This window comes from Nocardia sp. NPDC059236, from assembly GCF_042754085.1.
Classification (GTDB): domain Bacteria; phylum Actinomycetota; class Actinomycetes; order Mycobacteriales; family Mycobacteriaceae; genus Nocardia.
This window is the reverse complement of the sequence record NZ_JBHZAF010000001.1, coordinates 431,212-457,567: the sequence shown is the minus strand read 5'-3', so window position 1 is coordinate 457,567 and position 26,356 is coordinate 431,212. Positions and strand designations below refer to the sequence as shown.

Genomic DNA, 26,356 nt, shown 5'->3' with positions numbered 1-26,356 from the left:
AGAGCCCAGATTAAAGGTAAAGACTTACCAAAGTCTGAGAAAGGTGGTCACCAATACGAAAGAGGTGTGAACCCTCTCGGGTCCACACCCCTTCTTCCCCGGCCGTCACGCGGGTTGGGCCACCCGCCCGACGTCATCGATCTCGGCGATCCCGTCCACGGTGACCTCCACCACGCGCGCGGTGGCGATATCGAAGAACAGGCCCGAGAGCACCACGCCGCGCTCCTGCACGCCGCGGCGAACCACCGGATGCGCGTACAGCGTTTCCAGCTGCACCGCCACATTCACCATGCCGAGCTGATCGACCGGCCCGAAACCGGCCGCCGCCGCGGCCACCGCGACCGGATGCCCGAGCCGGAAGCGCTCGAGGCTGGGCCGGGCGTGCGCGAGCCAGTCGTCGAGCTGGGACCCGGTGACCAGTTCGCTGTGCAGCGCGCCCATGGCGCCGCACCCGGAGTGCCCGCACACCACCACCGAGCGGACATCCAGCTTGTCGAGGGCGTAGATGAGCGCGGCCTCCATCGACGAGTCCTGAGCGTCACGCGGAATCAGGTTGCCCACATTGCGCACCGTGAACAGGTCGCCCGGACCGCTGTTGGTGATCACGTTCGGCACGATGCGGGAGTCGGCACACGTGACGAAAAGCGAGTCCGGTTCCTGGCCGTCGCGCAGCACCCCGAGGTGCGGCCGCACGACGTGCGCGTGGCTGCGGTGATAGGCGGCCACACCGGCGACGATCGGGTCCACGTCGGTGGCGGTGCGCCGCCAGGGTCCGAGGACCTCGTTCAGCAGGTGCCGGGAGTGCCCGCGGGCGGGCGGCCCGTCGGCGACATCGGCCATGCGCACCGCGCCGACCTCCACGAATTCGACTGTGCCGCCTGCACTCCGGTGCTGGTCCACCCAGTCCTGCACCGCGTCGTAGGCGGCGTGGTCGATGAAGTCGACGGTCATCTCGACCACCACCTCGGTGCTGCCGGGCACCTTGGCGAGTTCGGCGGTGAGCTTGGGCAGCGCCAGGAAGGTGAAGCTGCCGTCGACGGTGACCCGCCAGCGCCGCGCGTCCACCTCCTCGGCCGCCACCGACACCCGCACCACCCGCCACAGCAGCAGGCCGAAGGCCAGCGCGAGCCCGACCAGCATGCCCAGCAACAGATTCCAGAACACCACCACGAAGGCGGTGGCGGCGTACACCACCAGGTCGCCGGTGCGCTGGGCACGCCGGATGTGGGCGAGTTTGATCAGCTGGATGCCGACCACGATGAGCAGTCCGGCCAGCGCCGCCTTGGGAATCGAGCGCACCACGTCGACCAGCGCCACCGAGAAGAGCAGGATCCACAGCCCGTGCAGCATGGTCGAGGCCTTGGTGCGCGCTCCCGCTGTGACATTGGTGATGCTGCGCACGATGACCGCTGCCACCGGCAGGCCGCCGATCAGTCCGGAGACCATGTTGGCCGCGCCCTGGCCGAGCAGCTCGCGGTCCAGATCCGTTCGGCGCCTGGAGTTCTGGCGCATCCGGTCCACCGCCACGGCCGATAGGAGGGTCTCCACGCTGGCGATGAGCGCGATGGTCACCGCCATCAGCGCCACCGTGGCCCAGCTGCCGTGCGGCACCTGGGGCAGGTGCAGTTCCGCCGGCAGTGAGCCACTGAGCGTGATGCGCTCGACCCGCACCGGCAGCACCCGCGCCAGCAGGGTTGCGACCACCACCGCCACCAGTGGCGCCGGCACCCGGCGGGCCGGTTCGGGCAGCCGCCGCCAGCCGAGCAGGATGGCGATGACGACCAGTCCGATGCACAGGTCACCGGGGTGAACCGAGGCCAGCTGGTGCGGCAGCGCGACGATGGCGTCCCAGGACGAGGTCAGCGAATCGCCGCCCATGAGCACGTGCACCTGTTCGAGCGCGATGACGATGCCGATTCCGGCGAGCATGGCGTGCACCACCACCGGCGCGATGGCCAGCCCCCCGCGTGCGATCCGGCTGAGCCCGAACAGAATCTGCAGGCCACCGGCCAGGATGGTGATGAAACAGGTGGCGGCCCAGCCGAATTGGGTGATGGATTCGGCGACCACCACGGTCAGCGAGGCGGTGGGCCCGCTCACCTGGAGGGTCGATCCGCCGAAGAGCCCGGCGACCACGCCGCCCACCACCGCGGCGATGAGTCCGGCGGCGACCGGCGCGCCCACGGCGACGGCGATGCCGATGGACAGCGGCAGGGAGACCAGGAAGACGACGAACGAGGCGGGTAGATCGTGGCGCACCAGGGCGGCGAAGCCGGGAAGCGACGTCCGTGGAGGCTGATCGGTGTCGGTGGACATATCTCTCCTTCGCCGGCACGGCAGCCCGCCCGGTTCTTCGGTCAACATGTACTGGCATCGAATCGAGAGGCAGCGGCGGGCGAGGCTGGAGAACCACGACGCTTGGCAGATCGCGGGTAATCGTAAAGACAGTGCAAAGGAAATGAAAAACGTTTGCGACAGTTGAGGCGAACCGCTATCAAACTGTGACACAGCTCACTACACCGCGCACAAGGACTGCCGCGGGCCGAGATGTCACCGGATGTTCACCCGCCGCACCCTGCCGAGTCAGAGACGCTGCCTAATCTCTCGCGCCAGATTGCTGTGGAACCCGAAGTGAGACGGGGTCCTTCGGAAAGGGTTCCGCAAAATGTCGCTCCCCCGCCGCGCTGTCATCGCGGCCGTCGCCGCCGCCGCGCTCACGACCACCGGTTGCGGCACGCACGCCGAACCGGCATCCGTTCCCGCCGTGACCAGTTCGTGGACCCCGCCGCCCGGGCTGTCCGGGCAGCTCACCCTGTACTCGGCGAATCCGCAGGACCTCACCGACGACCTGCTGGCCGGGTTCACCCGGGCGTCCGGGGTGAAGGTGAACGTCGTCAACGGCGAAACCGGCAAGATCACCGCCATACTCGACAAGGAGGGCCCGCAGCCGCGGGCCGATGTGGTGTACCTGGCGTCCTGGACGCCCGCGGCGGAGTACGACCTGCAGGGCCGCACCCTGCCCTACACCCCGCGCGGCGCGGACCGGGTGCACGAAGGCTGGATCGGCAAGGATCACGGCTTCATCGGCCGGGACGGGTCGGCGCTCACCATGGTGGTCAACAGCAAGGTGAGCCCGCGCCTGCCCAACGACTGGGCCGATCTGGCCGCGCCCGAATTCCGCGGCCGGGTGATCATGCCGGACCCGCGCGAATCCGGCACCGCCCGGGACCTGCTGGCCGCCATGGTCAGCGCGTGGGGCAGGGACCGCACCTGGGCCATGTTCGACGCCCTCTTCGACAATGGCATGGTGGTGCGCGGCGGCAACGGCCCCGCCCTCGACCAGGTGACCGCCGGCGCCTACGCCGTCGTCCTCGGCGGCGTCGACTACGCGGCCTACGACGCGGCCGCCAAAGGCGTTCCGCTGCGGGTCATCTCACCGTCCTCCGGCACCGTCATCACCCCGCGCCCGGTCTTCATCCTGAACACCACCCGCAACCCGGCGGCCGCGAAAGCCCTGGTGGACTACATGTTCACCCCCGAGGCCCAGCAGATCACCGCCGCGCACAAGATGATTCCCGCCCGCACCGACGTCCCGGTCGCACCCGGCACCCGCTCCTACGACGAGGTCAAGCAGCTGCCCTTCTCCTGGGATCAGGTGAAGGGCAACGGCACCGGCATCCTGACCGAATTCACCCAGCGCTACCTGAGCTGATCCGCCCCTGGTTCAGCCGCGGCCGTGCGCCCGCTCGTAGGCGGCCCGCGCGGCGGCGGCGCGATCGCGTTCGCGCTGGTCGGCCAGGGCCGGATCCAGGCCGTGCTTGGTGAGGCGGGCACGGCGGAACACGTACATCAGCGCGGCCGTGAAGTAGATCAGCGGCAGGTACAGCAACGCCATCATGGCCAGCCCGATCCACAGCGGGCCGGGAATGAGCAGGAACAGGCACAGCGGCGGGATGATCGGGACGAGGATGCGCAGCATGTAGCGCCGCGCCGCCCCCGGCCCGGTCAGATCGTCGATCACCCACTGCGACATGGCCGGCGGCAGCGTCCCGCCGCAGATGTAGCGCAGGCGCTGCAGCGGATTCGGGCTGGTCTGGTCGCGCACGGTCAGACTTCCTCGGCCAGGCGGAGTTTCAGGGCGGCGAGTTCGGCGCGCAGGGCATCGGGCAGGCGGTTGCCGCCGATGCCGGCGTACCACTCGTCGATCGATTCGAGCTCGCGCACCCATTCGCCGCGATCGACGGTGAGCGCGGCGTCGATCAGGCCGCGGTAGCCGTCGCCGAGTCCGTCGAGATCGAGCGCGGCGGCGGTGGGCACGAAGCCGATCGGGGTGCGCTCGGCCGGAGCGGTGCCGTCCAGCCGTTCGAGCGCCCACTTCAGCACGCGCACATTGTCGCCGAAGCCGGGCCACAGGAACTTCCCGTCGGCGCTGCGCCGGAACCAGTTGACCTGGAAGATCTTCGGCAGCTGCGCGCCCACGCGCTCCCCCATCGCCAGCCAGTGCGCGAAGTAGTCGCCCACGTGGTAGCCCAGGAACGGCAGCATGGCCATCGGATCGCGGCGCACCACGCCGACCTTGCCGGCCGCGGCGGCCGTGGTCTCCGACGACAGCACCGAGGCGGTGAACACCCCGTGTGCCCAGTCGAAGGACTCGGCGATGAGCGGGATGGTGGTGGCGCGCCGGCCACCGAAGAAGATCGCCGAGATCGGCACGCCGCGCGGGTCGTTCCATTCGGGGGCCACCGACGGGCACTGCTCGATCGGGGTGCAGTAGCGCGAATTCGGGTGCGCGGCCGGGGTTTCCGAGCCGGGTGTCCAGTCCTCGCCGTGCCAGTCGAGCAGGTGGGCCGGGGCCTGCTCGGTCAGGCCCTCCCACCACACGTCACCGTTGTCGGTGCGGGCGGTATTGGTGAAGATGGAATTGCCCGCGTCGATGGTGGCGATGGCGTTCGGATTGGTCCGCATGCTGGTTCCCGGTGCGACGCCGAAGAATCCGGCCTCCGGGTTCACCGCGTAGAGCCGCCCGTCGGCCCCGAACCGCATCCAGGCGATGTCGTCGCCGACGGTCTCGGCCTGCCACCCGGGCAGGGTGGGCTCGAGCATGGCGAGGTTGGTCTTGCCGCACGAGGACGGGAAGGCCGCGGCGATGTAGTGCGTCTTCCCTTGCGGCGAGGTCAGTTTCAGGATGAGCATGTGCTCGGCCAGCCAGCCCTCGTCGCGGCCGAGGACCGAGGCGATGCGCAGCGCGAAGCACTTCTTGCCCAGCAGCGCGTTGCCGCCGTAGCCGGAGCCGTAGCTCCAGATGGTGCGGGTCTCGGGGAAGTGCGCGATGTACTTGGTCTTGTCGCACGGCCACGGCACATCGGGCTGTCCCGGGCCGAGCGGCGCGCCCACCGAGTGCAGGCACTGCACGTATTCCGTATCGCCGGTGAGCTTTTCCCAGACCGGTGCGCCGGAGCGGGTCATGATCTGCATCGACACCGCGACGTAGGCCGAATCGGTGATCTCCACACCGTATTTCGGCTCGGCGGCATCCAGCGGGCCCATGCAGAAGGCGATCACGTACATGGTGCGCCCGGCCATCGCCCCGCGGTAGTGCTCGGTCATGACGGTGCGCATGTCGACCGGATCCACCCAGTTGTTGGTCGGCCCGGCGTCGCTCTCGCGCTCCGAGCAGATGAAGGTCCGGTCCTCCACCCGTGCCACGTCGCCGGGGTCCGAGACGCACCAGAACGAGTTGGGTTTGGCCGACAGCGGGACGAAGGTCCCCTTGGCCACCAGCTCGGCGGTGAGCCGATCCCATTCGTCGCGAGAGCCGTCGCAGTAGACGATGCGCTCGGGCGTGGTCAACTCGGCGATCTCCGCGACCCAGGCCAGGATGCCGGGATGGTCGGTCGGCGTGGTGGCGACGGCGGCGAGGGGACGTTCAAGCACGGCGAGCCTCTCTGAAGGAAACAACTAGGTATTTAGTTTAGAAAACACGCAAGCAGAAAGGCGGGCGGGGCCGCCGGACGGGTGCCGGGACACCCGCTACGCGGGCTGTTCGAGCGCCTCGGCCTGTCCGGAGACCACGCCGGTGAGAATCGCGCGGGCCACCGCGAGCAGTTCGGCGACCTGCGGCGAGGTCAGCGCGTAGGTGACCGAGAGTCCCTCCCGGCGGGCGGTGACCAGACCGGCCCGCCGCAGAATGGACAGCTGCTGGGACAGATTCGCGGCCTCCACCCCGATTTCGGTGAGCATCTCCGAGACCGCGTGCTCCCGCTGACTGAGCAGTTCGAGCACTCGGATGCGCACGGGATGGCCCAGCGTTTTGAAGAAGTCCGCCTTCATCTGATAGAGCGGCCGTTGCATTCCTGGCACCTGCGAGCCACTCCTTCCACTGGCGGCGGATCATCCCTGCACACGACCCACCCGGCAATTGCAGAGTTTAGCAACCAGGCCAATCAAGGCCCATGCGCCCCGGCGTGGCACGGGCGTGCGGCAGCCGCGCGTGTCAGCCAGGGATGAACCGTTTTGCCAAGGGATGAGATTCCGCGTGCATGGTACGTTCGGTCGTTCGCCGGACCGCCTACCAGAAAGACCAACCGTGCCCCTCGCCACCCTGAACGGCATCCGACTCAACTACGACGTCACCGGCAGCGGGCCGCTGGTCGTGCTGGTCATGGGCACCGGCAGCCCGGGCCGGGTGTGGCGCACGTATCAGGTTCCGGCACTGGTGAAGTCGGGCTTCCGGGTCGCCACCTTCGACAATCGCGGCATCGCGCCCTCGGAGGAGAGCGCGCACGGCATGCGCATCGAGGATCTGGTCGCCGACACCGCGGCCCTCATCGAACACCTCGGCGGCCCAGCACATGTGGTGGGCACGTCCCTGGGTGCGCGCGTGACGCAGGAGCTCGCGCTGGCGCGGCCGGAGCTGGTGCGCAAGGCGGTCATGCTGGCCACCGCCGGGCGGCCGCATCCGCTGACGAGCACGTTGAGCCGCGGCGAGCAGGCCCTGCACGAGCAGGGCGTGAAACTGCCGCCGGAATACGCGGCGGCCATCAAGGCGATGCTGAACCTCTCCCCGCACACGCTCGAGGCCGACGACCAGGCCCAGCAGTGGCTCGACATCTTCGAGTACTCGGCGAGCGCGACGGAGCCCGCGCCGGGGGTGCTGGCCCAGATGCGCATGGACCGCTCGGGCAATCGGCTCTCCGAATACGCCCGGATCACCATCCCCAGCCTGGTCGTCGGATTCGCCGACGATCGCATGCTGCCACCGGCTTTCGGCCGGGAGGTGGCCGCGGCGATTCCGGGCGCGCGCTTCGTCGAGATCGAGAAGTGCGGCCACTACGGGTATCTGGAACGCCCCGAGGAGGTCAACCGCACCATCATCGACTTCCTCACCGACGGGCACGCCTGAGCCCCAGCAGATTCCGGCCCCGCCCCCGGGAGAAGGAACCGGACAGCGCTAGGGCGCACCGAGCTCGGCGGCAATCGCGCCGGCCAGCAGGGTGCGGGCCCGGTCGAGGGTGAGCGAGCCGCTGTGCCAGCGCTCGCTCAGACCCTCGACCAGGGCGGTGAGGCGTTCCGCGACGGCCGCGGTGTCGAGATCCAGTGGGATGGAACCGGTTTCCTGACCGTGCAGGATGAGCGTCTCCACATCGGAGTTCCAGGATTCGGTGCTGGCCCGCAGCGGTTCGCGCAGTGTGGGATCGAAGGCCGCGCTGGCGCGCAGTTCACCCCAGGCGACGCTGTTCTCGCGGACCTCGTCGGTGTCCTGCAGTTCCAGCAGCAGCATGCGCTCGACCTGCGCGCGCGGGTCCACGAGGTCGGCGAAGGCCTGGTCGGTGTAGGACTCCGCCCGGTGATTGATGTGCTCGAGGGCGGCGCGCAGGATGCCGGCGCGGTCCTTGAAGTGGTAGTAGATCAGCGCGGTGGACACGCCCGCGGCGGCGGCCAGTTTCTCGACCCGCAGTCCGCGGACTCCGTCCTGCGCGATGACTCGAACGGCGGCTTCCAGGATCTGGCTCTGACGGTCCGACACGATTCCTCACTCTAGAACGATTGCGCGGCCGGTCCGGAATGGGCGGCGTCCCCGAACCGGCCGCGCCCCGGCGAATTACAGGCTGCACCGGGAGCTCGGATGCTTCAGTCGACGGGTTCCTGCTGAGTGGTGCAGTGGATGCCACCACCACCGGCGGCGATGGCGTCGATATTGATCTGCACCACGGTCCGATCCGGGAACAGGCGCTGCAGGGTGGACTGCGCCGCCGAATCGGCCTCGGGGTCACCGAATTCGGGGGCGATGACGCCGCCGTTGCAGACATAGAAGTTGATGTACCCCGCGGCGAAGTCGTCGCCCGCGCCCCGGTAGCGCAATTCCGAAGGCGCTTCGAGGGTTTCGATCTCGAGCGGCCGGCCCTGCGCGTCGGTGGCATGGTGCAGGATGTCGAGGTGACGGCGGGTCACGTCGTAGTCGAAGGACTCCTCGTTGTTGTCGAGTCCCGCGACCACGACGCCGGGGCGGGCGAAGCGGGCATAGAAATCGGTGTGGCCGTCGGTGATGTCGTGCCCGGCGATGCCCGGCAACCAGATCACCTTCTCGAGGCCGAGCAAACGGTGGAGCTCGGCCTCGACGTCGGACTTCTTCCAGCCCGGATTCCGATTGTTGTTCAGCACACAGGATTCGGTGATGAGCGCGGTGCCCTCGCCGTCGACCTCGAGGCCGCCGCCCTCGAGCACCAGATCGGTGTGCACGGTCTCCACCCCGGCGCGGCCGTCGACCACGGTGGCGACCTTGGCGTCGCGGCGGTGCTGCTGTTTGCCGCCCCAGCCGTTGAAGTTGAAGTCGACGCCGGCCTTGGTGCCGTTGCCCCGCACGAACACCGGGCCGGTGTCGCGCATCCAGAGGTCGTCGAGGTCGGCGACGATGAGTTCGACATTCGCGCCGCCCAGCAGATTTCGCGCCATGTCGAGTTCGTCCTGGCGCACCAGCATGGACACCGGTTCGAAGCGGGAGATGGTGGCGGCGATGGTGGCCAGGTTCTGGCGGACCTGCGGCAGCAGCTGCCTACCCCAGATGGCTTCGCTCGCGCCGAAGGCCATCCAGGTGCGCTTGTGGGGCGCGCCCTCGTCGGGCATCACCCAGGAGCGGCCGTCGCTGGGCGTGGAGGACGAGGTGTCGCCGCTGAACCACGACGAGATCGGCCCGTCGCAGCCCGCGAGCAGCAGCCCGCCCATGGTCAAGATCCCGGATCGCATGAACCGGCGTCGTTGCATCTCGCAATCTCCTTGTGTGAGGGGCACGGCGCGGCGTTTCCCTCTCCGGCGCGCTGAATCCGCTGAACCCGCTGGTAGAACGGCCGTCCGCACACGACGACCCCGAGCCGGGCACCAAGGACTGTATTCCTGACTGAATTTTCAGTCAAGGAACGCGACGCAGGTCACCCGGCACGGGCGGGCCCGGCGCGCGGGCACGGGATCGGCGGGGCCGTTTGACGAGAGCCGTATATCTTTGCGCGCCAGCATCATCCGCCACCGAACCCGCCCTAGGGTGGCCCTGACGACGATCGACGACAGGAAGGACGCAGGTAATGGCAGGCAAGGGCGCGGGCTGGCTGGAACCGATCGAGGAGTCCACGCAGCGGTTCCTCGCAACGGTCGACACGCTCACCGACGACCGGATCGGCGGCGACTCACTGATCCCGCCGTGGACGCGGGGCCATGTCATCGCGCACGTCTGCCGGGCCGGGGACAGCCTGGTGCGCCTGCTGACCTGGGCGCGCACCGGCGTGGAGACCCCGCAGTACGCGAGCATGGCGGCCCGGGCCGCCGAGATCGAGGCGGGCGCGGCGCGACCGGTGGCCGAACAGCTGGCCGATGCGGCCGCCGGCGCGCAACGATTCGCCGACGCGGTGCGGCTGTTGCCGGCCGAGGCGTGGGAGCGGACCGTCCGGCCGCGCACCGGGGAACTGCGGACGCCGGAGACGCTGGTGCCGATGCGGTTGCGGGAATTGGAGATTCACCACGCCGACCTGAATGCCGGATATTCGTTCTCCGACATTCCCGAATCCGCGGCGCGCTGGATTCTCGACGATATTGCCGACGCGCTCTCCGGCCGGACACCCGACGGCCCGGCCCTGCGGCTGCGAGCCACCGACAGCGACTTCCGCCGGGAGCTGCAGGGGGACGGGCACGCGTCGCCGATCGGCATCACGGGCACGCAGGCCGACCTGCTCGGGTGGCTCAGCGGCCGGATCCCGCCGGCCGCGACGGGCCTCACCGCCGCGGGCGCCGACACCGTACCGCCGGCCCCGACCTGGATCTGACCACCCCGAATTCGGTCATCCCGCTCCCGCCCGGCCCCGGCGCCGGTCAGACTCGAAAACTATGACCGCCCTTCGCATTACCGCCACCTTGGCCGCCGTCCTCGTGATCACCGGCGCCGGGGCTGTCGCGACAGGTCCGGCCGCGGCGCCCGCGCGGGCGTACGGACCGGCGTCGTGCGTTCCGGGGAATCCCACCCAGCCCACCTCCGAGCTGTTCGCCACCACCAACACCGCCACCATCACCGACCCGGCCGATCCCCGGCTGAGCGACCGGTTGTCGCAGTTCGAGCTGGAGGTGGACGCGACCGCGCTCACCGAACTCGCGCTGCCCGTCGGCTCGGAACTGCTGGACGGGGTGTTCTGGTCCTCGGACACCGGGGCGGTCACCTACGAACGGTCCCGCCAATTCCAGCTGGCCTGTACCGATTTCAAGAATCTGTGCTGGGTCGCCGACGACCTGCGGGTGCGCTACAACCAGGAATCGGTGCTGACCTTCGAGTACCTGCCCGGCGACGACGTCCGCGCCGATGGCTTCACCGTCACCGTCCCGGGCATCGACCGCACCCGCTTCCACGATGCCCTGGTCGCGGATCCGCAGGTGCGTGACCGGCTCGGTGGCGGATCGGTCACCGAATCGGGCGATCTGGTGCTGGTGGCCGACCGCGCCGATCAGGATCTGGTGCGGAATTTCGTGACCGGACTCGGCGGCGCATGGGACGACGGCCAACTGCGTTACGGCGATCGCGAATTCGTGCACGGCACCGGCACGGCCGCTCTGGCGTGCCAGCTGTGACCGCCTGAGGGCATCGCTGTCATCTACATGGTCCTATGGTGAGACCAGTATCCTCGGGGGATGAAACGTACGTCGTTCGCGCGGTGGCCCTGCTCGGTCGCCCGGACCATGGATCTGCTCGGGGACTGGTGGACGCCGCTGGTGCTGCGTGAAGCCTTCTACGGAGTGCGGCGATTCGACGAGTTCCAGCAGGAATTGGGAATCGCCCGCAATACGCTCAGCGATCGGCTCAAGCGGCTGGTCGAGGAGGGGCTGCTCGAAAAGCGGCCGTACCACACCGAACCCACCTGGTACGAGTACGTGCTGACCGAGAAGGGCCGCGACTTCTGGGATGTGCTGCTGGTGATGTCGCGGTGGGGCGACCGCTGGCTGGCCGACGCGGACGGGCCGCCGGTGATCCTGAACCACACCGCGTGCGGGCACGACACCCAGCTCAAGGTGGTGTGCGAGCACTGCGATCAACCGGTGCCGATCGAGGAGTCGCGGCTGCGCATGGGACCCGGCTATCCCGAGCGGCTGCGCGAGCGGCCCGATATCCAGGCGCGGTTCGCCCGGCAGGAGACCAAGTAGCTGTCCCGGATTCCGGATGACATCCCGGAATCATGCGTTGACCTGCATCGTCTATTTATGCAACCATCGAGCCAGTAGTAGCTCTCACAGCGAGGTGACGCATGGAGTGGACCGGCGCGAAGTATGCCGATGGACCGACGGCGCAGGCCGAGATCTGGATCGACGCGACGCCCGAGGCGGTGTGGGCGCTCGTCTCGGATATCGGGCTGATGCCGGAGATGAGCGCGGAACTGCAATCGGCACACTGGGTGCGGCCGGACACCCCGCCCGGCGTGGGCAGCACCTTCGTGGGCACCAGCCGGCACGAGGCGCTGGGTGAGTGGTCAACGACTTCCCATGTCGTGGAATGGGATCCGCCGCGCGTCTTCACCTGGGCGGTCAGCGATCCCGAGAACCCCTCGGCCACATGGCGTTTCACCGTCGAGTCCGCGGACGGCGGCACGACTCTGCGGCAGTGGGTCCGCATGGGCCCCGGCCGGTCCGGGCTGAGCATCGCCATCGAGGCCATGCCCGAGAAAGAGGAGAAGATCGTGTTCGTGCGCATGCGGGAATTCGAGGCCGCGATGCACGCCGTGGTCGCCGAGATCAAGCGCCGCGCCGAGGAGGGGACCCGCTGATGCGTACCGCCACCACCGTCGAACTCTCCCGCGACTCCCGGCAGGTCATCGAGTTCGTCCGCGAGGCCGAGACCATGGGCCTGGACATCTGCTGGGTCGCCGAGGCCTGGGGCTCCGACGCCCCCTCGGTGCTCGGTTACCTCGCCGCCCGCACCGATCGAATCCTGCTGGGCTCCGGCATCATCCAGGTCGGCACCCGGTCACCGGTGGCCATCGCCCAGGCCGCGCTCACCCTGGCCGAACTCTCCCAGGGCCGCTTCCTGCTCGGCCTGGGCTCCTCCGGCCCGCAGGTCATGGAAGGGCTGCACGGCGTCCCGTTCGCCCGCGCCCTCACCCGCATGCGCGAGACCATCGACGTCATCAAGCAGGCCACGGCCGGTGAGAAGGTCTCCTACCAGGGTGACACGATCCGAATCCCCTTGGACGGCAACAGCAAACCGATGCGGCTGTCGATCCCCGCCAACACCGGCATCCCGATCTACATCGCCAGCATGTCGCCCAGGATGCTCGAGCTCACCGGCCGGGTGGCCGACGGCTGGCTGGGCACCAGTTTCGTCCCCGAGGGCTCTCACGCCTACTTCGACCACCTCGACGCCGGCCTCGCCGCCGCCGGCCGCACCCGCGCCGACATCGATGTCTGCCAGGGCGCGGAGGTCGCATTCTTCGACGACGAGGAAGCCGTCACCCGCCATATCGCCGGCCGAAAACTGGAGCTGGCCTTCAGCATCGGCGGCATGGGCAGCGAGAAAACCAACTTCTACAACGCCGCCTACGCCCGCCAGGGCTGGTCCGACGTCACCGGGGAGATCCGGCAGCGCTGGCAGGACGGCGACCGCGCGGGAGCAACCGCGCTGGTCACCGACGACATGATCCTCGCCACCACCTTGATCGGCACCCCGGACATGGTGCGACGCCGGCTCCGGACGTGGAGCGACGTCGGCGTCGACACCGTCCGCCTCTACCCCGCGGGCGACACCCTCGACACCAAGCTGTCCAACCTCGCCCAGGCCCTGGACCTCATCGCCGACCTCGACCACACCCCGATCAGCTCACCGTCGCCCGCCGACTGACCTCGGCCGCCCGGCCCGGTTTCGGCCAGGGCACAGCCCTTTCCGCGATCACCGCAGCGAGCGGGCTGTCGCGGGCCGGACAGCATAATCTCGATTCATGGTGCCGGGGACGAATGGGGCGGGATTGCCGCCGAGTCTGGTGGAGGTGGCGACCCGGCAGGTGCGGGCCGAGGTGCTCAGCGGGGTGTTCGAACCCGGGGAGCGAATCGGCGAGGAGGCGCTGTGCGCGCGGCTGGGGACCAGTCGCGCGCCGGTGCGGGAGGCATTGCGGCTACTGGCGCAGGAGGGGCTGATCGAGCATGTGCCGCGCCGGGGGTTCCGGGTCGCGGTCTGGTCGGCGACCGACATCCTGCAGCTGTTCGAGTTGCGGCGGGTGCTGGAGCGGCACGCCATCGAGAAGGCTTTCCCGCTTGCGGCAGAGGGTGATCCGCTACGCGAGGTACGGGCGGCGCTCGAGGAGATGCGCGCGGCCGACGCCGCCGGGGATCTGGTCGAGCGCGACAATGCCCATCGGCGCTTCCATGCCGCCATCGTGGCGCTGGCGGGCAACCGGCAACTGGATCTGGCGTATGAGCCGATCCTGTTGAAACTTCAGCTGCCGATGGCTCGCAACCTGCGCACCGAGGCGCGGATTGCGCAGCGCCGCAATGGCATTCGACGCCACGCCGAACTGCTGGCCGCCCTGGAGTCGGGCGACGCCGCCGTCGCCTGCGACGCGCTGGTGCGGCACGGCGAGCTGGCCTATCTGGACCTGGATATCCGCTAACACAGCGGATACATTGCGGGACCGCCGATTTCACACGTTCTGTCGACAATCGACAGATGAGCACCACCGGTCCCACGGTCGTGGAGATTCTGGCTTCACACGAGAGCGGCAGCGGCTCACCGACGCACACCGCCGCGCGGGTCGCCGACGCCATCGCCGCCCGCGGCACGGACGGCACCTGGATCACCCCGGTGCCGCGTGAGCAGCTGCTGGCCGCCGCCGCCGAGATCGAACGCCGCCCGGGGGCGCGCACCCTGCCGCTGTACGGCGTGCCGTTCGGGGTGAAGGACTCCATCGACGTGGCGGGGTGGCCCACCACCCTCGCCTGTCCCGATTTCGCCTACACGGCCACCGAGACCGCGCCCGCGGTCCAGCGCCTGCTGGACGCGGGCGCGCTGTTCGTCGGCAAGACCAACCTGGACCAGTTCGCGACCGGGCTCAACGGCACCCGCACGCCCTACCCCATTCCGCGCAGCGTCTACGGCGGCGAATTGATCTGCGGCGGCTCCAGTTCCGGGTCGGCACGCGCGGTGGCACTGGGCGAGGTGCCGTTCTGCGTGGCCACCGATACGGCCGGATCGGGCCGGGTGCCGGCCGCACTCAACGGGATCCTCGGCTGGAAGCCCTCGCGCGGGCTGATCAGCACCGTGGGTCTGGTGCCGGCCTGCCGATCGCTGGACTGCCTGTCCCTGATGGCGACCACGGTGGAGGATCTGGACCGGGTCTTCGAGGTGATCGCGGGCGTGGATTCGGACGATCCGTGGAGCCGAGAGCGCGGGCCGCGTTTCGCCGGCGGGCGGGTGCGGGTCGGCCTGCCCGACGCGGCCGAACTGGAATTCTTCGGCGACGAGGTCTTCCGAGCCGCCCATCTGGGCGTGCGAGATCGGCTGGGACGGCACGGATTCGACTGTGTACCCACCACGCTGGAGCCCTTCCTGGCCGCGGGCGAACTGCTGTACCAGGGTCCGTGGGTGGCCGAGCGGCTGGTGGAGTTCGAGACCTTCCTGGCCGCGCAACCCGGCTCGATCCTGCCGGTGATCCGCGAGATCCTCACCGGCGGTTTCGGATTCACCGCGGTCGACGTGTTCCGCGCACAGCAGCGCCTGCAGGAGTTGCGGGCCGCGGTCGCGCGGATGTGGGCAGAATTCGACGTGGTCGTGGTGCCCACCATCGGCACCACCTTCACCGTGGCGCAGGTGCAGGCCGATCCCATCGCCACCAACACCGTGCTGGGCCACTACACGCATTTCGGGAATCTGCTGGATCTCACCGCGATTTCGGTACCGGTGGGCACCACCGCGGACGGCCGCCCGCTGGCGGTCATGGTCTTCGGACCGGCCCTGGCCGACGACACCGTGCTCGCGGCGGCCGCCCGCATCCTCGACGAGCCGCGCCCGGCCGTTGCGCATTCGGAATTCCGGCTCGCACAGAAAGAACGACAATGACGGCAGTTCACCGCATTCCGGCGCAACCCGCGGATTTCACCTTCGACCCGAACACCCTGGCGTTGCTCGTCATCGACATGCAGCGCGATTTCCTGCTACCCGGCGGGTTCGGCGAGAGCCTCGGCAATGACGTGGCGCTGCTGCGTACCGTCATCGAGCCGCTGGCAGCGCTGCTGGCCGCCGCCCGTGCCGCCGGGCTCCCCGTCATCCACACCCGCGAAGGCCATCTGCCCGACCTGTCGGACTGCCCGCCGGCGAAGCTGGCGCGGGGCAACCCCGCCCAGCGCATCGGGGACCCGGGCCGGTTCGGGCGCATCCTGATCCGCGGCGAATACGGCCACGACATCATCGACGAACTCGCGCCCCGCGAGGACGAGGTGGTGATCGACAAGCCCGGCAAGGGTGCGTTCTACGCCACCGAGCTGGTGGATGTGCTGGCCCGCACGGGGATTCGCTCACTGCTGGTCACCGGCGTCACCACCGAGGTCTGTGTGCACACCACGGTGCGCGAGGCCAATGACCGCGGCTACGAATGCCTGGTCGTCGCCGATTGCGTCGGTTCGTATTTCCCGGAGTTCCAGCGCGTCGGCCTGGCCATGATCGCCGCGCAGGGCGGCATCTTCGGCTGGGTCGCCGATTCCGCGGCCGTCCTCGGCGCGCTCACCTCCGCCGTCTCCCCCGCCCCGGCCCAGTGAACAGGAACTCCCATGTCCGTCGATACCGAGCTGCCCGGTGAAACCGGTTCGGCCGCACCGCTGTCGCTGCCGTGGTGGACCCGCGGCGACACCAATGCCTTCTTCGGCCTGTCGTTCAATATCCTGGTCAATGTCCTGACCCTCACCACCCTGTCGGTCGCGGTGGTGAAGATCCCGAGCGCCGATGTGCTGGGGACCGTGCTGCCGGCCCTGGGCGTCGCGCTGGTGCTGGGCAACCTCTACTACCTGATGCTGGCGCGGCGGCTGGCCCGCCGGGAGGGCCGCGCCACGGTCACGGCGCTGCCCTACGGGCCCAGCGTGCCGCACATGTTCATCGTCGTGTTCGTGGTCATGCTGCCGATCTACCTGAAGACCGGCGACCCGATGAAGGCGTGGTCGGCAGGCTTGGCCTGGGCGTTCATGATCGGCGTGATCGTGATGATCGGCGCGTTCGTCGGGCCCGTCATCCGCCGCATCACGCCGCGCGCGGCCATGCTGGGCACCCTGGCCGGCATTTCCATCACCTTCATCGCCATGCGGCCCGCCGCGCAGATGTGGGAGGCCGCCTGGATCGGATTGCCGGTGCTGGCCATCATTCTCATCGGCTTCTTCACCGATGTGCGGCTGCCGGGCAATGTTCCGGTCGGGCTGGTGGCGCTGCTGACGGGCACGGCCATCGGCTGGATCGGCGGCTACATGTCGGTGCCGGATGTGTCGAAGGCCGCCCACGATATCGCGCTGGGACTGCCGGATCTACGGCTGCACCTGCTCTTCGACGGGCTCGCGCATCTGGCGCCGCTGCTGGCCACCGCGATTCCGCTGGGCGTCTACAACTTCACCGAGGCCATGAGCAATGTGGAGAGCGCCGCCGCGGCGGGCGACAACTACAACCTGCGCAGCGTGCTGCTGGCCGACGGGTTCGGCGCGATCATCGGATCCGGATTCGGGTCGCCGTTCCCGCCCGCCGTCTATATCGGCCACCCCGGTTGGAAGGACGCCGGCGGGCGCACCGGGTACTCGCTGGCCAGCGGCGCGATCATCGGATTGATGTGTCTGCTGGGGCTTTTCGGAGTGCTCGCCACACTGCTGCCCATCCCGGCGATCGTGCCGATCCTGCTGTACATCGGCCTGCTGATCGGGGCGCAGGCGTTCCAGGCGGTGCCGCGCCCACACGCGGTGGCGGTGGTGGCCGCGCTGCTGCCGAACCTGGCTGAGTGGGGCGTCGGCCAGATCGACAATGCGCTCAGCGCGGCGGGCACCACCGCGGACAAGGTCGGCATGGGTGCGCTGGGACAGGCCGGGGTGGTCTACGACGGGCTGAAGACGCTCGGCGAGGGCGCGGTGCTGGCCGGACTGGTACTCGGCGCCATGGTCACCTTCGTCCTCGACAAACGGTTCCGGGCAGCGGCTCTCGCCTGCGCGGCCGGTGCTGGGCTCAGCTTCGTCGGGCTGATCCACGCGCCCGAGGTCGGCTGGGCCGCCGCCCCGGAGGTCGCCCTCGGCTATCTGTTCTTCGGCCTGGTGTGCCTGGCTTGTTCCATGCTGCGCACCACCCGCGCGACCCCGGATGCAGCTGCGGCCGACGCGATCTCGGACTAGGTCCAGCAAGCGGTCATCGGTCGCAGCGATCTCGGGCTAGGTCTGGCGGACGGGGGCGTAGGCGTCCGCGTCGAGGGTGAAGGTCCAGGCGACGCCCTCCTTGGCGGTGCGGGTGGCGGGTGGGACGCGTAGCCAGTAGGTGCGATGGGTGCCGTCGGGTTCGGGGGTGGAGTTGACCACCTCGACCATGACGACGTCCTCGTCGTCGGGGAGTTGGATGCGCCAGAGGATGCCGGTCTCGTCGCGGTGGACCGGCTGGGCGCCGGATTCGGCGAGATAGCGATCGTAGCCGAAGAATTCGAGCATGACGCGGCGGAGTTCGGCATTCTCCTCGGTACGGATGCGGGCGGCGGTGAGGGTGGTCAGGTCGTCGAAAAGGGAAGCGGGGACCGGCATTCCGCGCCAGGCGTGCAGGGCGAAACCGTCGGGGTAGACCAGGGCGGGGCCGTCCTGGGCGTGCAGGCGGCCCGCCTCGTCGCGTTCCAGGCGGTCGGGGCGCTCGCAGAAGACGATGACGTGCTCGAAGGGCCACCACCAGCCCGCAGCGCGGGCGACATCCGCCAGGCCGGCGAGGCGTTCGCTGTCGGGGAAGGCGGACAGCCAGGCGGCGTCGTGCTGGCCGAGGACGGCATCGAGGAAGATGGCCTGGATGTCGCGCTCGGCCTTGGCACGGGCCTTCCGGTCGGCAGGATCGACGGCGACGGCGGCGTCCACGACGCCGAGGCGGATGCGGTCGGTGAGGGTGCGGGTGGCGTCCCACAGGCGAGCGCCGGTCGCGTTCCACAGTTCCGACCAGCCGGCGGGGCCGAGCTGGTCGTGCACACGGCCGCGTTCAGCCGCCCAGGGCCGGGTACGCACCTCGTCGCGGACGCTGCGGCCCGGGTCGTCCAGTGCGCGGATGGCGGCGACGGCAGCCAAAGGTGAAGCCACCCAGACATATCGGGTCGGGGCGGCCAGACCGGCGCTGGCATAGGCACGCCGGGCGGCCTCCTCGGCGGCGGAACGATCAGCGGGTCCGGTGGCGGCTGCGACCGCGCGCCACTCATCGAGAAGCTGCATGTGAGATTCCTTGGCTATCGGGCGGATCGGCACCAGGCAGGCTCAGTCGGCGACGATGCGGACTGCGCCGGGGAAGTACTCCCGCTGGCGGATGACGCGGAACCAGCCCTTGGGCAGGGGAATCGGCGCGTGTTCCTCGTGCACCACGCGCCCACCCTCGGGCAGGAACATCAGTAGGTGGGCGCCGGAGCGCAGTAGCTGCCCGGGTGCCGCCACCGCGTGCGCATGCCCGGTCACCTCCCCCAGCGCGAGCACCATGCGCCCGCGCGCATCCCGCGGTTCGGGCGGCGCCTCGGTCGCGTGCGCCGGCAGCTCCGACTCGGCGATCGGCATGATCAGCACATCTCCTTGACGGAACATGAGGTCCTCCCCGTGAGCACCGGCGCCCCGTGCGTCCGGCTCGCTCGAAACTAGCGGTGGGGTACGACAATTCGCGGCCACGATCGAACACCCCACGCCATCGCTCCATCGCTGTCGCCGAATGGTCGGCGCGCCGAGGGCGCTCGGCCGCGCCCCGCGCCGGTGACCTGTCGGGCGGTCTTGGTAGAACTGGCGGGCACGGACAGATCACAGCCCTGGCGTACGGAGCCCGTCATATGACCATTTCCACCCATCTGCAGGAATTCCACGGCCTTCCCATTGTCGAGTTCCCCGGGGACGCGGCGGAAGTCGCGCTGCCCGCGGCGGACGCGGCCGCATGGCGAATCGCCGTCGATCCGTACGGCGACTCCCCGGAGGAGTGGCCGGCGGCCTTCGCGCGTTTCCTCGCGGCGGTGGACACCACCCGGGTGCGGGCGCTGGTGATCGGGCAGTGGGGTGAGGTCTACGACCACAACTCCGATCTGGTGATCCACGAGCTCATCCGGGTGCGGGAGCGGTTCCCGGCGCTGCGCGCGGTCTTCCTCGGCGAGATCACCTACGAGGAGGCGGAGATCTCCTGGATCCAGCAGTCGGATGTCACGCCGCTGCTGGCCAATTTCCCGGCGCTGGAGGAACTTCGGATCCGCGGCGGCGAGCACCTGGCGTTCCCGCCGACCCAGCACCCGGCGCTCCGCACGCTGGTCGTGGAGACCGGCGGCCTGGGCGGGGATGTGGTGCGCGGGATCGGCGCGAGTTCGCTGCCCGCGCTCGAGCACCTCGAATTGTGGCTGGGCGTATCCAATTACGGCGGTGACGCCACCGTGGCCGATCTCGCCCCGCTGCTGTCCGGGGACCGGTTGCCGAAGCTGACCTCACTGGGCCTGCGCAACAGCGAGATTCAGGACGAGGTCGCCGCCGCGGTGGCCGGGGCGCCCGTGGTGGCGCGCCTGCAGACCCTGGACCTGTCACTGGGCACGCTCGGCGACGAGGGCGCGACGGCGCTGCTGCACGGACAGCCGCTCACCCATCTGCGCACCCTCGATCTGCACCACCACTTCATCAGTGCCTCCCTGCGGGCGCGGCTGACCGCGGCGCTGCCGGGTGTCACGGTGGATCTGTCGGAGGCCGAGGTCGAGAACGACGAAGAGAATCCGGCCGATCGCCGCTACACGGCCGTGGCGGAATGACCGGTGCGGGGGCGACGCGCCTTGCCGTGGTGGGCAATCCGGGCAACCGGCGCGTGACCATGTTCGAGGAGTCGGTGCGGCGCGCCGGGATGGCCGAGGCGCGGGTGGTGCCGTGGCTGGATGTGCTGTGCGGGCGTGCGGAATTCGGGGCGGGCGAGCTGGTGCGGCTGGACTCGCCGGGTGAGGATCCCGAGGTCGAGCGGCGGCTGCGGGATGTCGAGGATGCGACGCGGGTCGAGGGCACGGCCGTCTGGTACGAACGATTCATCGCGGCCGCGCGGACGGCCGGTGCGCGGGTGCGCGCCTGCAGCGCACGGCTGCTCGACGACCCGGACGCGCTGGCCGTGCTCTTCGACAAACGCCGCTGCCATGCCGTACTGCGGGAAGCCGGTGTGCCCGTGCCGTTCTCCCCGACCTCGGGTACGGGGACGCGGGTGCGCGGCTGGGACGATGTCCGGGAACTCATGACCGCGCACCGGCTGCCGCGGGTATTCGTCAAGCTCGCGCACGGCTCGTCGGCCTCGGGGGTGCTGGCCGTCGAGACCGCCGGTCGCGGCCGGGTCCAGGCGACCACCTCGGTGCACCGCGATCCGGATGGGCGGCTGTTCAATTCGCTGCGGGTCCGCCGGTACACCACCGAATCCGAGGTCGCGGCCATTGTCGACGCCCTGGCGCCGGATGGTCTGCACATCGAACGCTGGCTGCCCAAGGCCTCCCAGCACGGCCGCAGCGCGGACCTGCGCGTGGTGGTCGTGGGCGGGCGGGCCACCCACGCGGTGGTACGCACCAGCAGCTCCCCCATGACCAATCTCCATTTGGGCGGCGCGCGCGGCGATCTGGCCGAGGCTCGTGCGGCCATCACCGCCGCGGGCGGCAGATGGGCCGACGCTCTGGCCATCTGCGAGCGCGCCGCCGCCTGCTTCCCCGGATTCTCCCGGGTGGGTGTCGATCTGCTGCCCGCCATCGGCTGGCGGCGCTTCGCGGTGGGTGAGGTCAATGCCTTCGGCGACCTGCTGCCCCGGCTGCGTGGCCTCGACGGGAGCGGGGCGGAGCAGGCGGACACCTATGACGCGCAGGTGGCCGCGATCCTGCGCCGGATCGGAAGCGAGCAGCATGTCATCGCCTGACCATCCGAGCGTGGAAACCCTTGCGCCGGACCCGGATATGAACGAGGTGATCGGCCGCGACGACCTGCTGCTGGTCACCCTCGACACGCTGCGGTTCGATGTGGCGGCCGAACTGGCCGCCGCCGGACGACTGCCGAACCTGGCCCGGCACCTGCCGGGCGGCCGCTGGGAGAAGCGGCATGCGCCGGGCAGTTTCACCTACGCCTCGCATCAGGCCATCTTCGCCGGATTCCTGCCCACGCCGGCGACGCCGGGCCCGCATCCGCGGCTGTTCGCCGCGCGATTCGAGGGCAGCGAGACCACGGCCGGGCGCACCTTCGTCTATGACACACCGGATTTCGTGTCGGCGCTGGCCGGGCGTGGATATCACACGGTGTGCATCGGCGGTGTCGGGTTCTTCAACAAGCGCGGGCCGATGGGTTCGGTGCTGCCCGGGCTGTTCGAGGAGAGCCACTGGGACAGCGACTTCTCGGTGGCCTCGCCGACCTCCTTCGAAGCGCAGGTCGCCCGCGCCGAGGAGGTGATCGCGGCACTGCCCGGCGAGCGGCGGCTGTTCCTGTTCGTGAATGTGTCGGCGCTGCACCAGCCCAACTGGTTCCACCTCCCGGGCGCGACGCGGGAGGCGGGCGACTCGCGTGAGACCCACGCCGCCGCACTGGAATACGTGGACCGGCACATCGGCCGCCTGTTCGCCGCGGCCGCCGGCCGCCGCCGCTGCTTCGCCATCGTGTGCTCCGATCACGGAACCGCCTACGGGGACGGCGGTTTCACCGGGCATCGGCTCGGCCACGAGGCGGTGTGGACGGTGCCCTACGCTCAGTTCTTCCTGGAGAGATCCGCATGACCACGATTGCCACCCGGCCGCGGCCGTATCAGAGCTACGTCTACGGCTATCCGCACAAGACGGCGTACCGGCCGCTCGGTACGGATCGGCCGCTGCTGAGCGAGCTGTGGGCGGCGGAACCGAAGGACGCGCTGTCGCTGTACGCGCACATTCCGTTCTGCGAATACCGGTGTGGCTTCTGCAATCTGTTCACCCGGGTGGGCGCGCCGGAGGAGCTGACCACGCGGTATCTCGACGCGTTGGAGCGGCAGGCCGGGGCGGTGCGGGCCGCGCTGGGCGACGGACCATTGCGATTCGCGGCCGCGGCCTTCGGCGGCGGGACGCCGACGTTCCTGACCGCCGGTGAGCTGGAACGGCTGTGCGACATCATGGAATCAGTGATGGGCGCGGAGCTGCCGGCGATTCCGCTGTCGGTGGAGACCTCGCCCGGGACCGCGACCCCGGACCGGCTGGCCGTGCTGGCGCGGCGCGGCGCGACCCGGGTGAGCATCGGTGTGCAGAGTTTCGTCGACGCCGAGGCGCGAGCCGCGGTGCGGCCGCAGCGGCGCGGTGAGGTCGAGGCGGCCCTCGAAGCGATTCGGGCGGCGCGGATTCCGGTGCTGAACATCGATCTGATCTACGGCATCGAAGGGCAGACCGAGGCGACCTGGCAGACCTCGCTGGACGCGGCGCTGGCCTGGCGGCCGGAGGAGCTGTACCTGTACCCGCTGTATGTCCGGCCGTTGACCGGACTCGGGCGGCTCGGTGCGGACGCCGACGCGGACTGGGACGAGCAGCGGCTGCGGCTCTACGCGGTAGGCCGCGACCAGCTGCTGGCGAACGGCTACGAGCAGCTGTCGATGCGCATGTTCCGGCGGATCGACGCACCGGCTGCCGGGCCGGACGATTACGCCTGCCAGACCGACGGAATGATCGGCCTGGGCTGCGGTGCCCGGTCCTACACCTCGGGGCTGCACTATTCCTTCGACTACGCGGTGGAGACCCGCGAGGTCCGCGGCATCATCGACACCTACACGCGGACAACCGATTTCACACGCGCCGAGGTCGGCCGCCGGATCGACACCGACGAGGCCCGACGCCGTCACCTGCTGCAATCGCTGTTGCAGGCCGAGGGGATGGCGGTCGCCGCCTACCGGGGGCGATTCGGCGGCGAGCCCGCCGACCACTACCCGGCCGAGCTCGCCGAGTTCGCCGAATTGGGTTGGCTGGACCCCGATTCCGGCCCGGAGCTGCTACGCCTGACGCCCGCGGGCCTGGCCTACTCCGATGCCCTGGGCCCGCGGCTGTTCTCGCCCGCGGTGCGCGCCGCCATGGCCGCCTACGAACCCCGGTGAGCCGCCGTGGATCTCACGATTCTCTACCGCGGCCCGCTGGCCTCCTGCGATTACGACTGCCCCTACTGCCCGTTCGCCAAGCGCCGCGACAGTCGCGAGCAGCTGCGCGCCGACCGGGCCGCGCTCGAACGCTTCACCGCCTGGGTCGCCGATCAGCACGGGGACCGATTGTCGATCCTCTTCACGCCCTGGGGTGAGGGCCTGGTCCGCTCCTGGTACCGGCGCGCGCTCGTCGAACTGTCCCGGCTGCCGAATGTCGCGCGAGTCGCCATCCAGACCAATCTCAGCTGCCGCACCGACTGGCTCGCCGACGCCGATCCGGACACCGTCGCCCTGTGGTGCACCTACCACCCCGGCCAGACCCCCTACGACCGCTTCGCCGCGAAATGCGCCGACCTGGACCGGCGCGGCATCCGCTTCAGCGTCGGCATCGTCGGCTTCCCCGGGCATCTCCCCGAGGCCCGGCGCCTGCGCGCCGACCTGCCCGCACACGTCTACCTGTGGGTCAATGCCCCCGAGGGCCACGAACTGTCCGACGCGGACGCCGCCGCCTGGACCGCTCTCGACCCCCTGTTCCCCTACAGCCGGCATCCCCATCCCGCCGCCGGACTCCCCTGCCGCACCGGCGAATCCGTCATCTCGGTCGACGGCGACGGCACGGTCCAGCGCTGCCATTTCGTCCGCACCGAACTGGGCAACCTCTACGACGGCAGCTACCGAGCAGCCCTGCTCCCCCGCCCGTGCCCGCTGTCGGCCTGCGACTGCCACATCGGCTACGTCCACCTCGAAACGCTGCCCCTCTACGACGTCTTCGCCGGCGGCGTCCTCGAGCGCATCCCCGCTACCTGGGCCGATCCATCTCCTCCAGAAAGATCCGCAACCCCTCCCCGATCTTCCCCGCAGCATTCTCCAACTGCTCCGGCGACAACACCTTCCCGAACGACGCCGCCTTCAGCAATTGCCGCTGCACCTCTTTGAGGTTCATCGTCGCCCAGTCGCGTCGTGAGAGTTCCGGCATGGCCCGGAACGATACCTCGAGTAGAACGTTTGTTCGAGTACCACGGTTCGATCGCGGGTAACTCCCTTGGAGCGGCAACTGTCACCCTCCGAAGATGGCTGTGGGATCCCCGGTGTACCAGGTGTTGTCGATGCGCATGCGGCGGATGAGCCAGCAGTCGCCCTCGCGCTGGAGTTCGAGGTCGTAGGGGTTCTTCAGCAGGGCGTGGACGCTGGGGTCGGCGACCAGCAGGTGCTGGGCTTCGACCAGGGCGGTCATCCGGGCGGTGTCGCCGTCGATGGTGATGCGAGGGTTGGCGACCTGGTGGGTGGTGTTCACCCGTCCGGTGAACATGGCCAGGATGGTGGTGACGATGGTGTCGCGGCCGGCGATCACCGGCGGTGCGCCACCCCAGCGCGAGGCGGCCGGGCGGAAGTCGAGTTCGGCGTCGGCGGCGAAGGCCGAGGCGAACAGGTCACGATCCTTGGTGTCCTGTCCCAGCCCGAAACGGTAGAGGGCATCGGTGATTTCGGCGCGGTCGCGCAGTTCCGCGACGACCGCGGCGGTATCGGTCGACTGTGCGGACAGTGCCTGATGCGTGGTGCTCATTTGTTGCTCCCGGGTCGGTCGATCTGTTGGTTTCACTCTGCTGCCAGCGCAATTGGCGAACAATGCCGCTTTCGATAAGGATCGTTAGGCAGGACTTAACGATGGGATGGCCGGTGATCGAGCGGTACGAGGTGGAGACCCTGCTGGCGCTGGCCGAGGAACTGCATTTCGGCCGGACGGCCGAGCGGCTGCGCGTCTCGACCGCCCGAGTGAGCCAGACCGTGAGCAAGCTGGAGCGCCGCATCGGCGTGCCACTGTTCGACCGGACCAGCCGACGGGTCGAACTCACGCCGGTGGGAAGGCAATTGGTGCGGGAGCTGCGCCCGGCATGGGAGAACGTCGCCACCGCGGTGCGGCACGCCATCGACGCCGGGCGCGGCCTGACCGGTGCGCTCCGGGTCGGCTTCGTCGGCCCGGCCGCCGCCCAGTTGCTGGTCGGCGCCACCGCCGAGTTCCAGCGCCGAATTCGCGACTGCGAGGTGCGGATACGAGAGGCGCAGCCCGCTGAGATCCCGGACCTGCTGCACGCCGGGGACATCGATCTGGCACTGTGCGCGTTTCCGGACGAGCCGGCACCGGACCTCGACCGGGGACCGGTGCTGGTCAGCGAGGTCTGCGTCCTCGCCGTCGCCGCGTCCCACCCGTGGGCCGGCCGGACCTCGGTACCGGTCAGCGAACTCGACCGGGTCACGGTCATCCGGCTCGCGGGAGCGGTAATCCCCACGGCCACAGCACGATCCGGCCCGGTCGCGACCACGATGCAGGAAGCGCTGACGCTGGCCGGAACCGGACAGGGCGTGCTGGCCCTCGGCGCCCACGCCATGCGCTATCACGCGCGCCCCGATGTCACCTACGTCCCGCTGCGTGACGCGCCGACGGTGACATGGGGCCTGATGTGGCCCGCGGGCCGTGACACCGCCCGCGTCCGCGCGTTCTGTGCCGCGGCAGAATCGCTCATGTAGTAGCCGAAAGGA

26 protein-coding genes and 1 pseudogene are annotated in these 26,356 nt (G+C 69.7%); 17 read left to right on the top strand and 10 right to left on the bottom strand.

Going from position 1 to position 26,356, the window contains the following annotated elements:
* Positions 1 to 105: 105 nt before the first annotated feature.
* The gene (locus ACFXIV_RS02325; protein WP_379395182.1) at positions 106 to 2,316 is read right to left on the bottom strand and encodes a SulP family inorganic anion transporter; all 2,211 of its coding nucleotides are present in this window, start codon (positions 2,314 to 2,316) and stop codon (positions 106 to 108) included.
* Between the two features lie 349 nt (positions 2,317 to 2,665).
* On the opposite strand from ACFXIV_RS02325, the gene ACFXIV_RS02320 reads away from it, so the two are divergent.
* Positions 2,666 to 3,712 (top strand): extracellular solute-binding protein, encoded by a 1,047-nt coding sequence (locus ACFXIV_RS02320; RefSeq protein ID WP_379395184.1) that lies wholly within the window; start codon positions 2,666 to 2,668, stop codon positions 3,710 to 3,712.
* A 12-nt stretch (positions 3,713 to 3,724) separates the two neighbouring features.
* Here ACFXIV_RS02320 and ACFXIV_RS02315 read toward each other — a convergent pair whose 3' ends face one another.
* The 3 genes from ACFXIV_RS02315 to ACFXIV_RS02305 all read right to left on the bottom strand — a co-directional run bounded on the left by ACFXIV_RS02315 (position 3,725) and on the right by ACFXIV_RS02305 (position 6,351).
* A complete protein-coding gene (locus ACFXIV_RS02315; protein WP_379395186.1) occupies positions 3,725 to 4,105 on the bottom strand; it encodes a DUF5313 family protein in 381 nt (126 codons plus the stop codon).
* 2 nt (positions 4,106 to 4,107) lie between these two features.
* Complete coding sequence (locus ACFXIV_RS02310) at positions 4,108 to 5,934, bottom strand: phosphoenolpyruvate carboxykinase (GTP) (protein WP_379395188.1); 1,827 nt, start codon at positions 5,932 to 5,934, stop codon at positions 4,108 to 4,110.
* Positions 5,935 to 6,030: 96 nt separating this feature from the next.
* Positions 6,031 to 6,351: a metalloregulator ArsR/SmtB family transcription factor gene (locus ACFXIV_RS02305; protein ID WP_364624478.1), complete on the bottom strand. Its 321-nt coding sequence runs from the start codon at positions 6,349 to 6,351 to the stop codon at positions 6,031 to 6,033.
* A 235-nt stretch (positions 6,352 to 6,586) separates the two neighbouring features.
* Here ACFXIV_RS02305 and ACFXIV_RS02300 point away from each other — a divergent pair, with 235 nt between their 5' ends.
* Positions 6,587 to 7,402 (top strand): alpha/beta fold hydrolase, encoded by an 816-nt coding sequence (locus ACFXIV_RS02300; RefSeq protein ID WP_379395190.1) that lies wholly within the window; start codon positions 6,587 to 6,589, stop codon positions 7,400 to 7,402.
* A gap of 48 nt (positions 7,403 to 7,450) precedes the next feature.
* Here ACFXIV_RS02300 and ACFXIV_RS02295 read toward each other — a convergent pair whose 3' ends face one another.
* Positions 7,451 to 8,026 (bottom strand): TetR/AcrR family transcriptional regulator, encoded by a 576-nt coding sequence (locus ACFXIV_RS02295; RefSeq protein ID WP_379395192.1) that lies wholly within the window; start codon positions 8,024 to 8,026, stop codon positions 7,451 to 7,453.
* Between the two features lie 104 nt (positions 8,027 to 8,130).
* Positions 8,131 to 9,261, bottom strand: coding sequence for an agmatine/peptidylarginine deiminase (locus ACFXIV_RS02290; protein ID WP_379395194.1), 1,131 nt, complete (start codon positions 9,259 to 9,261; stop codon positions 8,131 to 8,133).
* Between the two features lie 314 nt (positions 9,262 to 9,575).
* Here ACFXIV_RS02290 and ACFXIV_RS02285 point away from each other — a divergent pair, with 314 nt between their 5' ends.
* From ACFXIV_RS02285 to ACFXIV_RS02245, 9 genes are all read left to right on the top strand, one after another.
* The gene (locus ACFXIV_RS02285) at positions 9,576 to 10,310 is read left to right on the top strand and encodes a maleylpyruvate isomerase family mycothiol-dependent enzyme (RefSeq protein WP_379395196.1); all 735 of its coding nucleotides are present in this window, start codon (positions 9,576 to 9,578) and stop codon (positions 10,308 to 10,310) included.
* A 61-nt stretch (positions 10,311 to 10,371) separates the two neighbouring features.
* Positions 10,372 to 11,103 carry a hypothetical protein gene (locus tag ACFXIV_RS02280; protein ID WP_379395198.1) on the top strand — a complete coding sequence of 244 codons (732 nt, stop codon included), beginning with the start codon at positions 10,372 to 10,374 and terminating at the stop codon, positions 11,101 to 11,103.
* 60 nt (positions 11,104 to 11,163) lie between these two features.
* A complete protein-coding gene (locus ACFXIV_RS02275) occupies positions 11,164 to 11,673 on the top strand; it encodes a winged helix-turn-helix transcriptional regulator (RefSeq protein WP_379395200.1) in 510 nt (169 codons plus the stop codon).
* Positions 11,674 to 11,774: 101 nt separating this feature from the next.
* The gene (locus ACFXIV_RS02270) at positions 11,775 to 12,290 is read left to right on the top strand and encodes an SRPBCC family protein (protein WP_379395202.1); all 516 of its coding nucleotides are present in this window, start codon (positions 11,775 to 11,777) and stop codon (positions 12,288 to 12,290) included.
* A complete protein-coding gene (locus ACFXIV_RS02265; protein ID WP_379395204.1) occupies positions 12,290 to 13,360 on the top strand; it encodes an LLM class flavin-dependent oxidoreductase in 1,071 nt (356 codons plus the stop codon). Before ACFXIV_RS02270 ends, ACFXIV_RS02265 begins: the two co-directional genes overlap by 1 nt.
* A 97-nt stretch (positions 13,361 to 13,457) precedes the next feature.
* The gene (locus ACFXIV_RS02260) at positions 13,458 to 14,126 is read left to right on the top strand and encodes a GntR family transcriptional regulator (protein WP_379395206.1); all 669 of its coding nucleotides are present in this window, start codon (positions 13,458 to 13,460) and stop codon (positions 14,124 to 14,126) included.
* Between the two features lie 56 nt (positions 14,127 to 14,182).
* A complete protein-coding gene (locus ACFXIV_RS02255) occupies positions 14,183 to 15,571 on the top strand; it encodes an allophanate hydrolase (RefSeq protein WP_379395208.1) in 1,389 nt (462 codons plus the stop codon).
* Positions 15,568 to 16,266, top strand: a complete 699-nt coding sequence (locus tag ACFXIV_RS02250) for a cysteine hydrolase family protein (protein ID WP_379395210.1) — start codon at positions 15,568 to 15,570, stop codon at positions 16,264 to 16,266. Before ACFXIV_RS02255 ends, ACFXIV_RS02250 begins: the two co-directional genes overlap by 4 nt.
* A 12-nt stretch (positions 16,267 to 16,278) precedes the next feature.
* Positions 16,279 to 17,865, top strand: a complete 1,587-nt coding sequence (locus tag ACFXIV_RS02245) for a regulator (RefSeq protein WP_379395212.1) — start codon at positions 16,279 to 16,281, stop codon at positions 17,863 to 17,865.
* Positions 17,866 to 17,901: 36 nt separating this feature from the next.
* On the opposite strand, the gene ACFXIV_RS02240 is transcribed toward ACFXIV_RS02245, so the two are convergent.
* On the bottom strand, positions 17,902 to 18,924 hold the full coding sequence (locus ACFXIV_RS02240) for a DUF6745 domain-containing protein (RefSeq protein WP_379395214.1): 1,023 nt from the start codon (positions 18,922 to 18,924) through the stop codon (positions 17,902 to 17,904).
* Between the two features lie 42 nt (positions 18,925 to 18,966).
* A complete protein-coding gene (locus ACFXIV_RS02235; RefSeq protein ID WP_379395216.1) occupies positions 18,967 to 19,284 on the bottom strand; it encodes a hypothetical protein in 318 nt (105 codons plus the stop codon).
* A gap of 236 nt (positions 19,285 to 19,520) precedes the next feature.
* Here ACFXIV_RS02235 and ACFXIV_RS02230 point away from each other — a divergent pair, with 236 nt between their 5' ends.
* From ACFXIV_RS02230 to ACFXIV_RS02210, 5 genes and pseudogenes are all read left to right on the top strand, one after another.
* On the top strand, positions 19,521 to 20,471 hold the full coding sequence (locus ACFXIV_RS02230) for an STM4015 family protein (protein ID WP_379395218.1): 951 nt from the start codon (positions 19,521 to 19,523) through the stop codon (positions 20,469 to 20,471).
* Positions 20,468 to 21,598: an STM4014 family protein gene (locus ACFXIV_RS02225; protein WP_379395220.1), complete on the top strand. Its 1,131-nt coding sequence runs from the start codon at positions 20,468 to 20,470 to the stop codon at positions 21,596 to 21,598. Before ACFXIV_RS02230 ends, ACFXIV_RS02225 begins: the two co-directional genes overlap by 4 nt.
* A 10-nt stretch (positions 21,599 to 21,608) precedes the next feature.
* Positions 21,609 to 22,442 carry an STM4013/SEN3800 family hydrolase gene (locus ACFXIV_RS02220; RefSeq protein WP_379395222.1) on the top strand — a complete coding sequence of 278 codons (834 nt, stop codon included), beginning with the start codon at positions 21,609 to 21,611 and terminating at the stop codon, positions 22,440 to 22,442.
* On the top strand, positions 22,439 to 23,776 hold the full coding sequence (locus tag ACFXIV_RS02215; protein ID WP_379395223.1) for an STM4012 family radical SAM protein: 1,338 nt from the start codon (positions 22,439 to 22,441) through the stop codon (positions 23,774 to 23,776). Before ACFXIV_RS02220 ends, ACFXIV_RS02215 begins: the two co-directional genes overlap by 4 nt.
* A gap of 6 nt (positions 23,777 to 23,782) precedes the next feature.
* Positions 23,783 to 24,604: pseudogene (locus ACFXIV_RS02210) on the top strand (STM4011 family radical SAM protein); the annotation flags it as partial.
* A 13-nt stretch (positions 24,605 to 24,617) separates the two neighbouring features.
* Here ACFXIV_RS02210 and ACFXIV_RS02205 read toward each other — a convergent pair.
* Positions 24,618 to 24,761 (bottom strand): DUF6374 family protein, encoded by a 144-nt coding sequence (locus ACFXIV_RS02205; protein ID WP_357007956.1) that lies wholly within the window; start codon positions 24,759 to 24,761, stop codon positions 24,618 to 24,620.
* Positions 24,762 to 24,875: 114 nt separating this feature from the next.
* Complete coding sequence (locus ACFXIV_RS02200; protein WP_379395225.1) at positions 24,876 to 25,382, bottom strand: nuclear transport factor 2 family protein; 507 nt, start codon at positions 25,380 to 25,382, stop codon at positions 24,876 to 24,878.
* Positions 25,383 to 25,483: 101 nt separating this feature from the next.
* Here ACFXIV_RS02200 and ACFXIV_RS02195 point away from each other — a divergent pair, with 101 nt between their 5' ends.
* Positions 25,484 to 26,344 carry a LysR family transcriptional regulator gene (locus ACFXIV_RS02195; RefSeq protein WP_379395227.1) on the top strand — a complete coding sequence of 287 codons (861 nt, stop codon included), beginning with the start codon at positions 25,484 to 25,486 and terminating at the stop codon, positions 26,342 to 26,344.
* Positions 26,345 to 26,356: the final 12 nt, after the last annotated feature.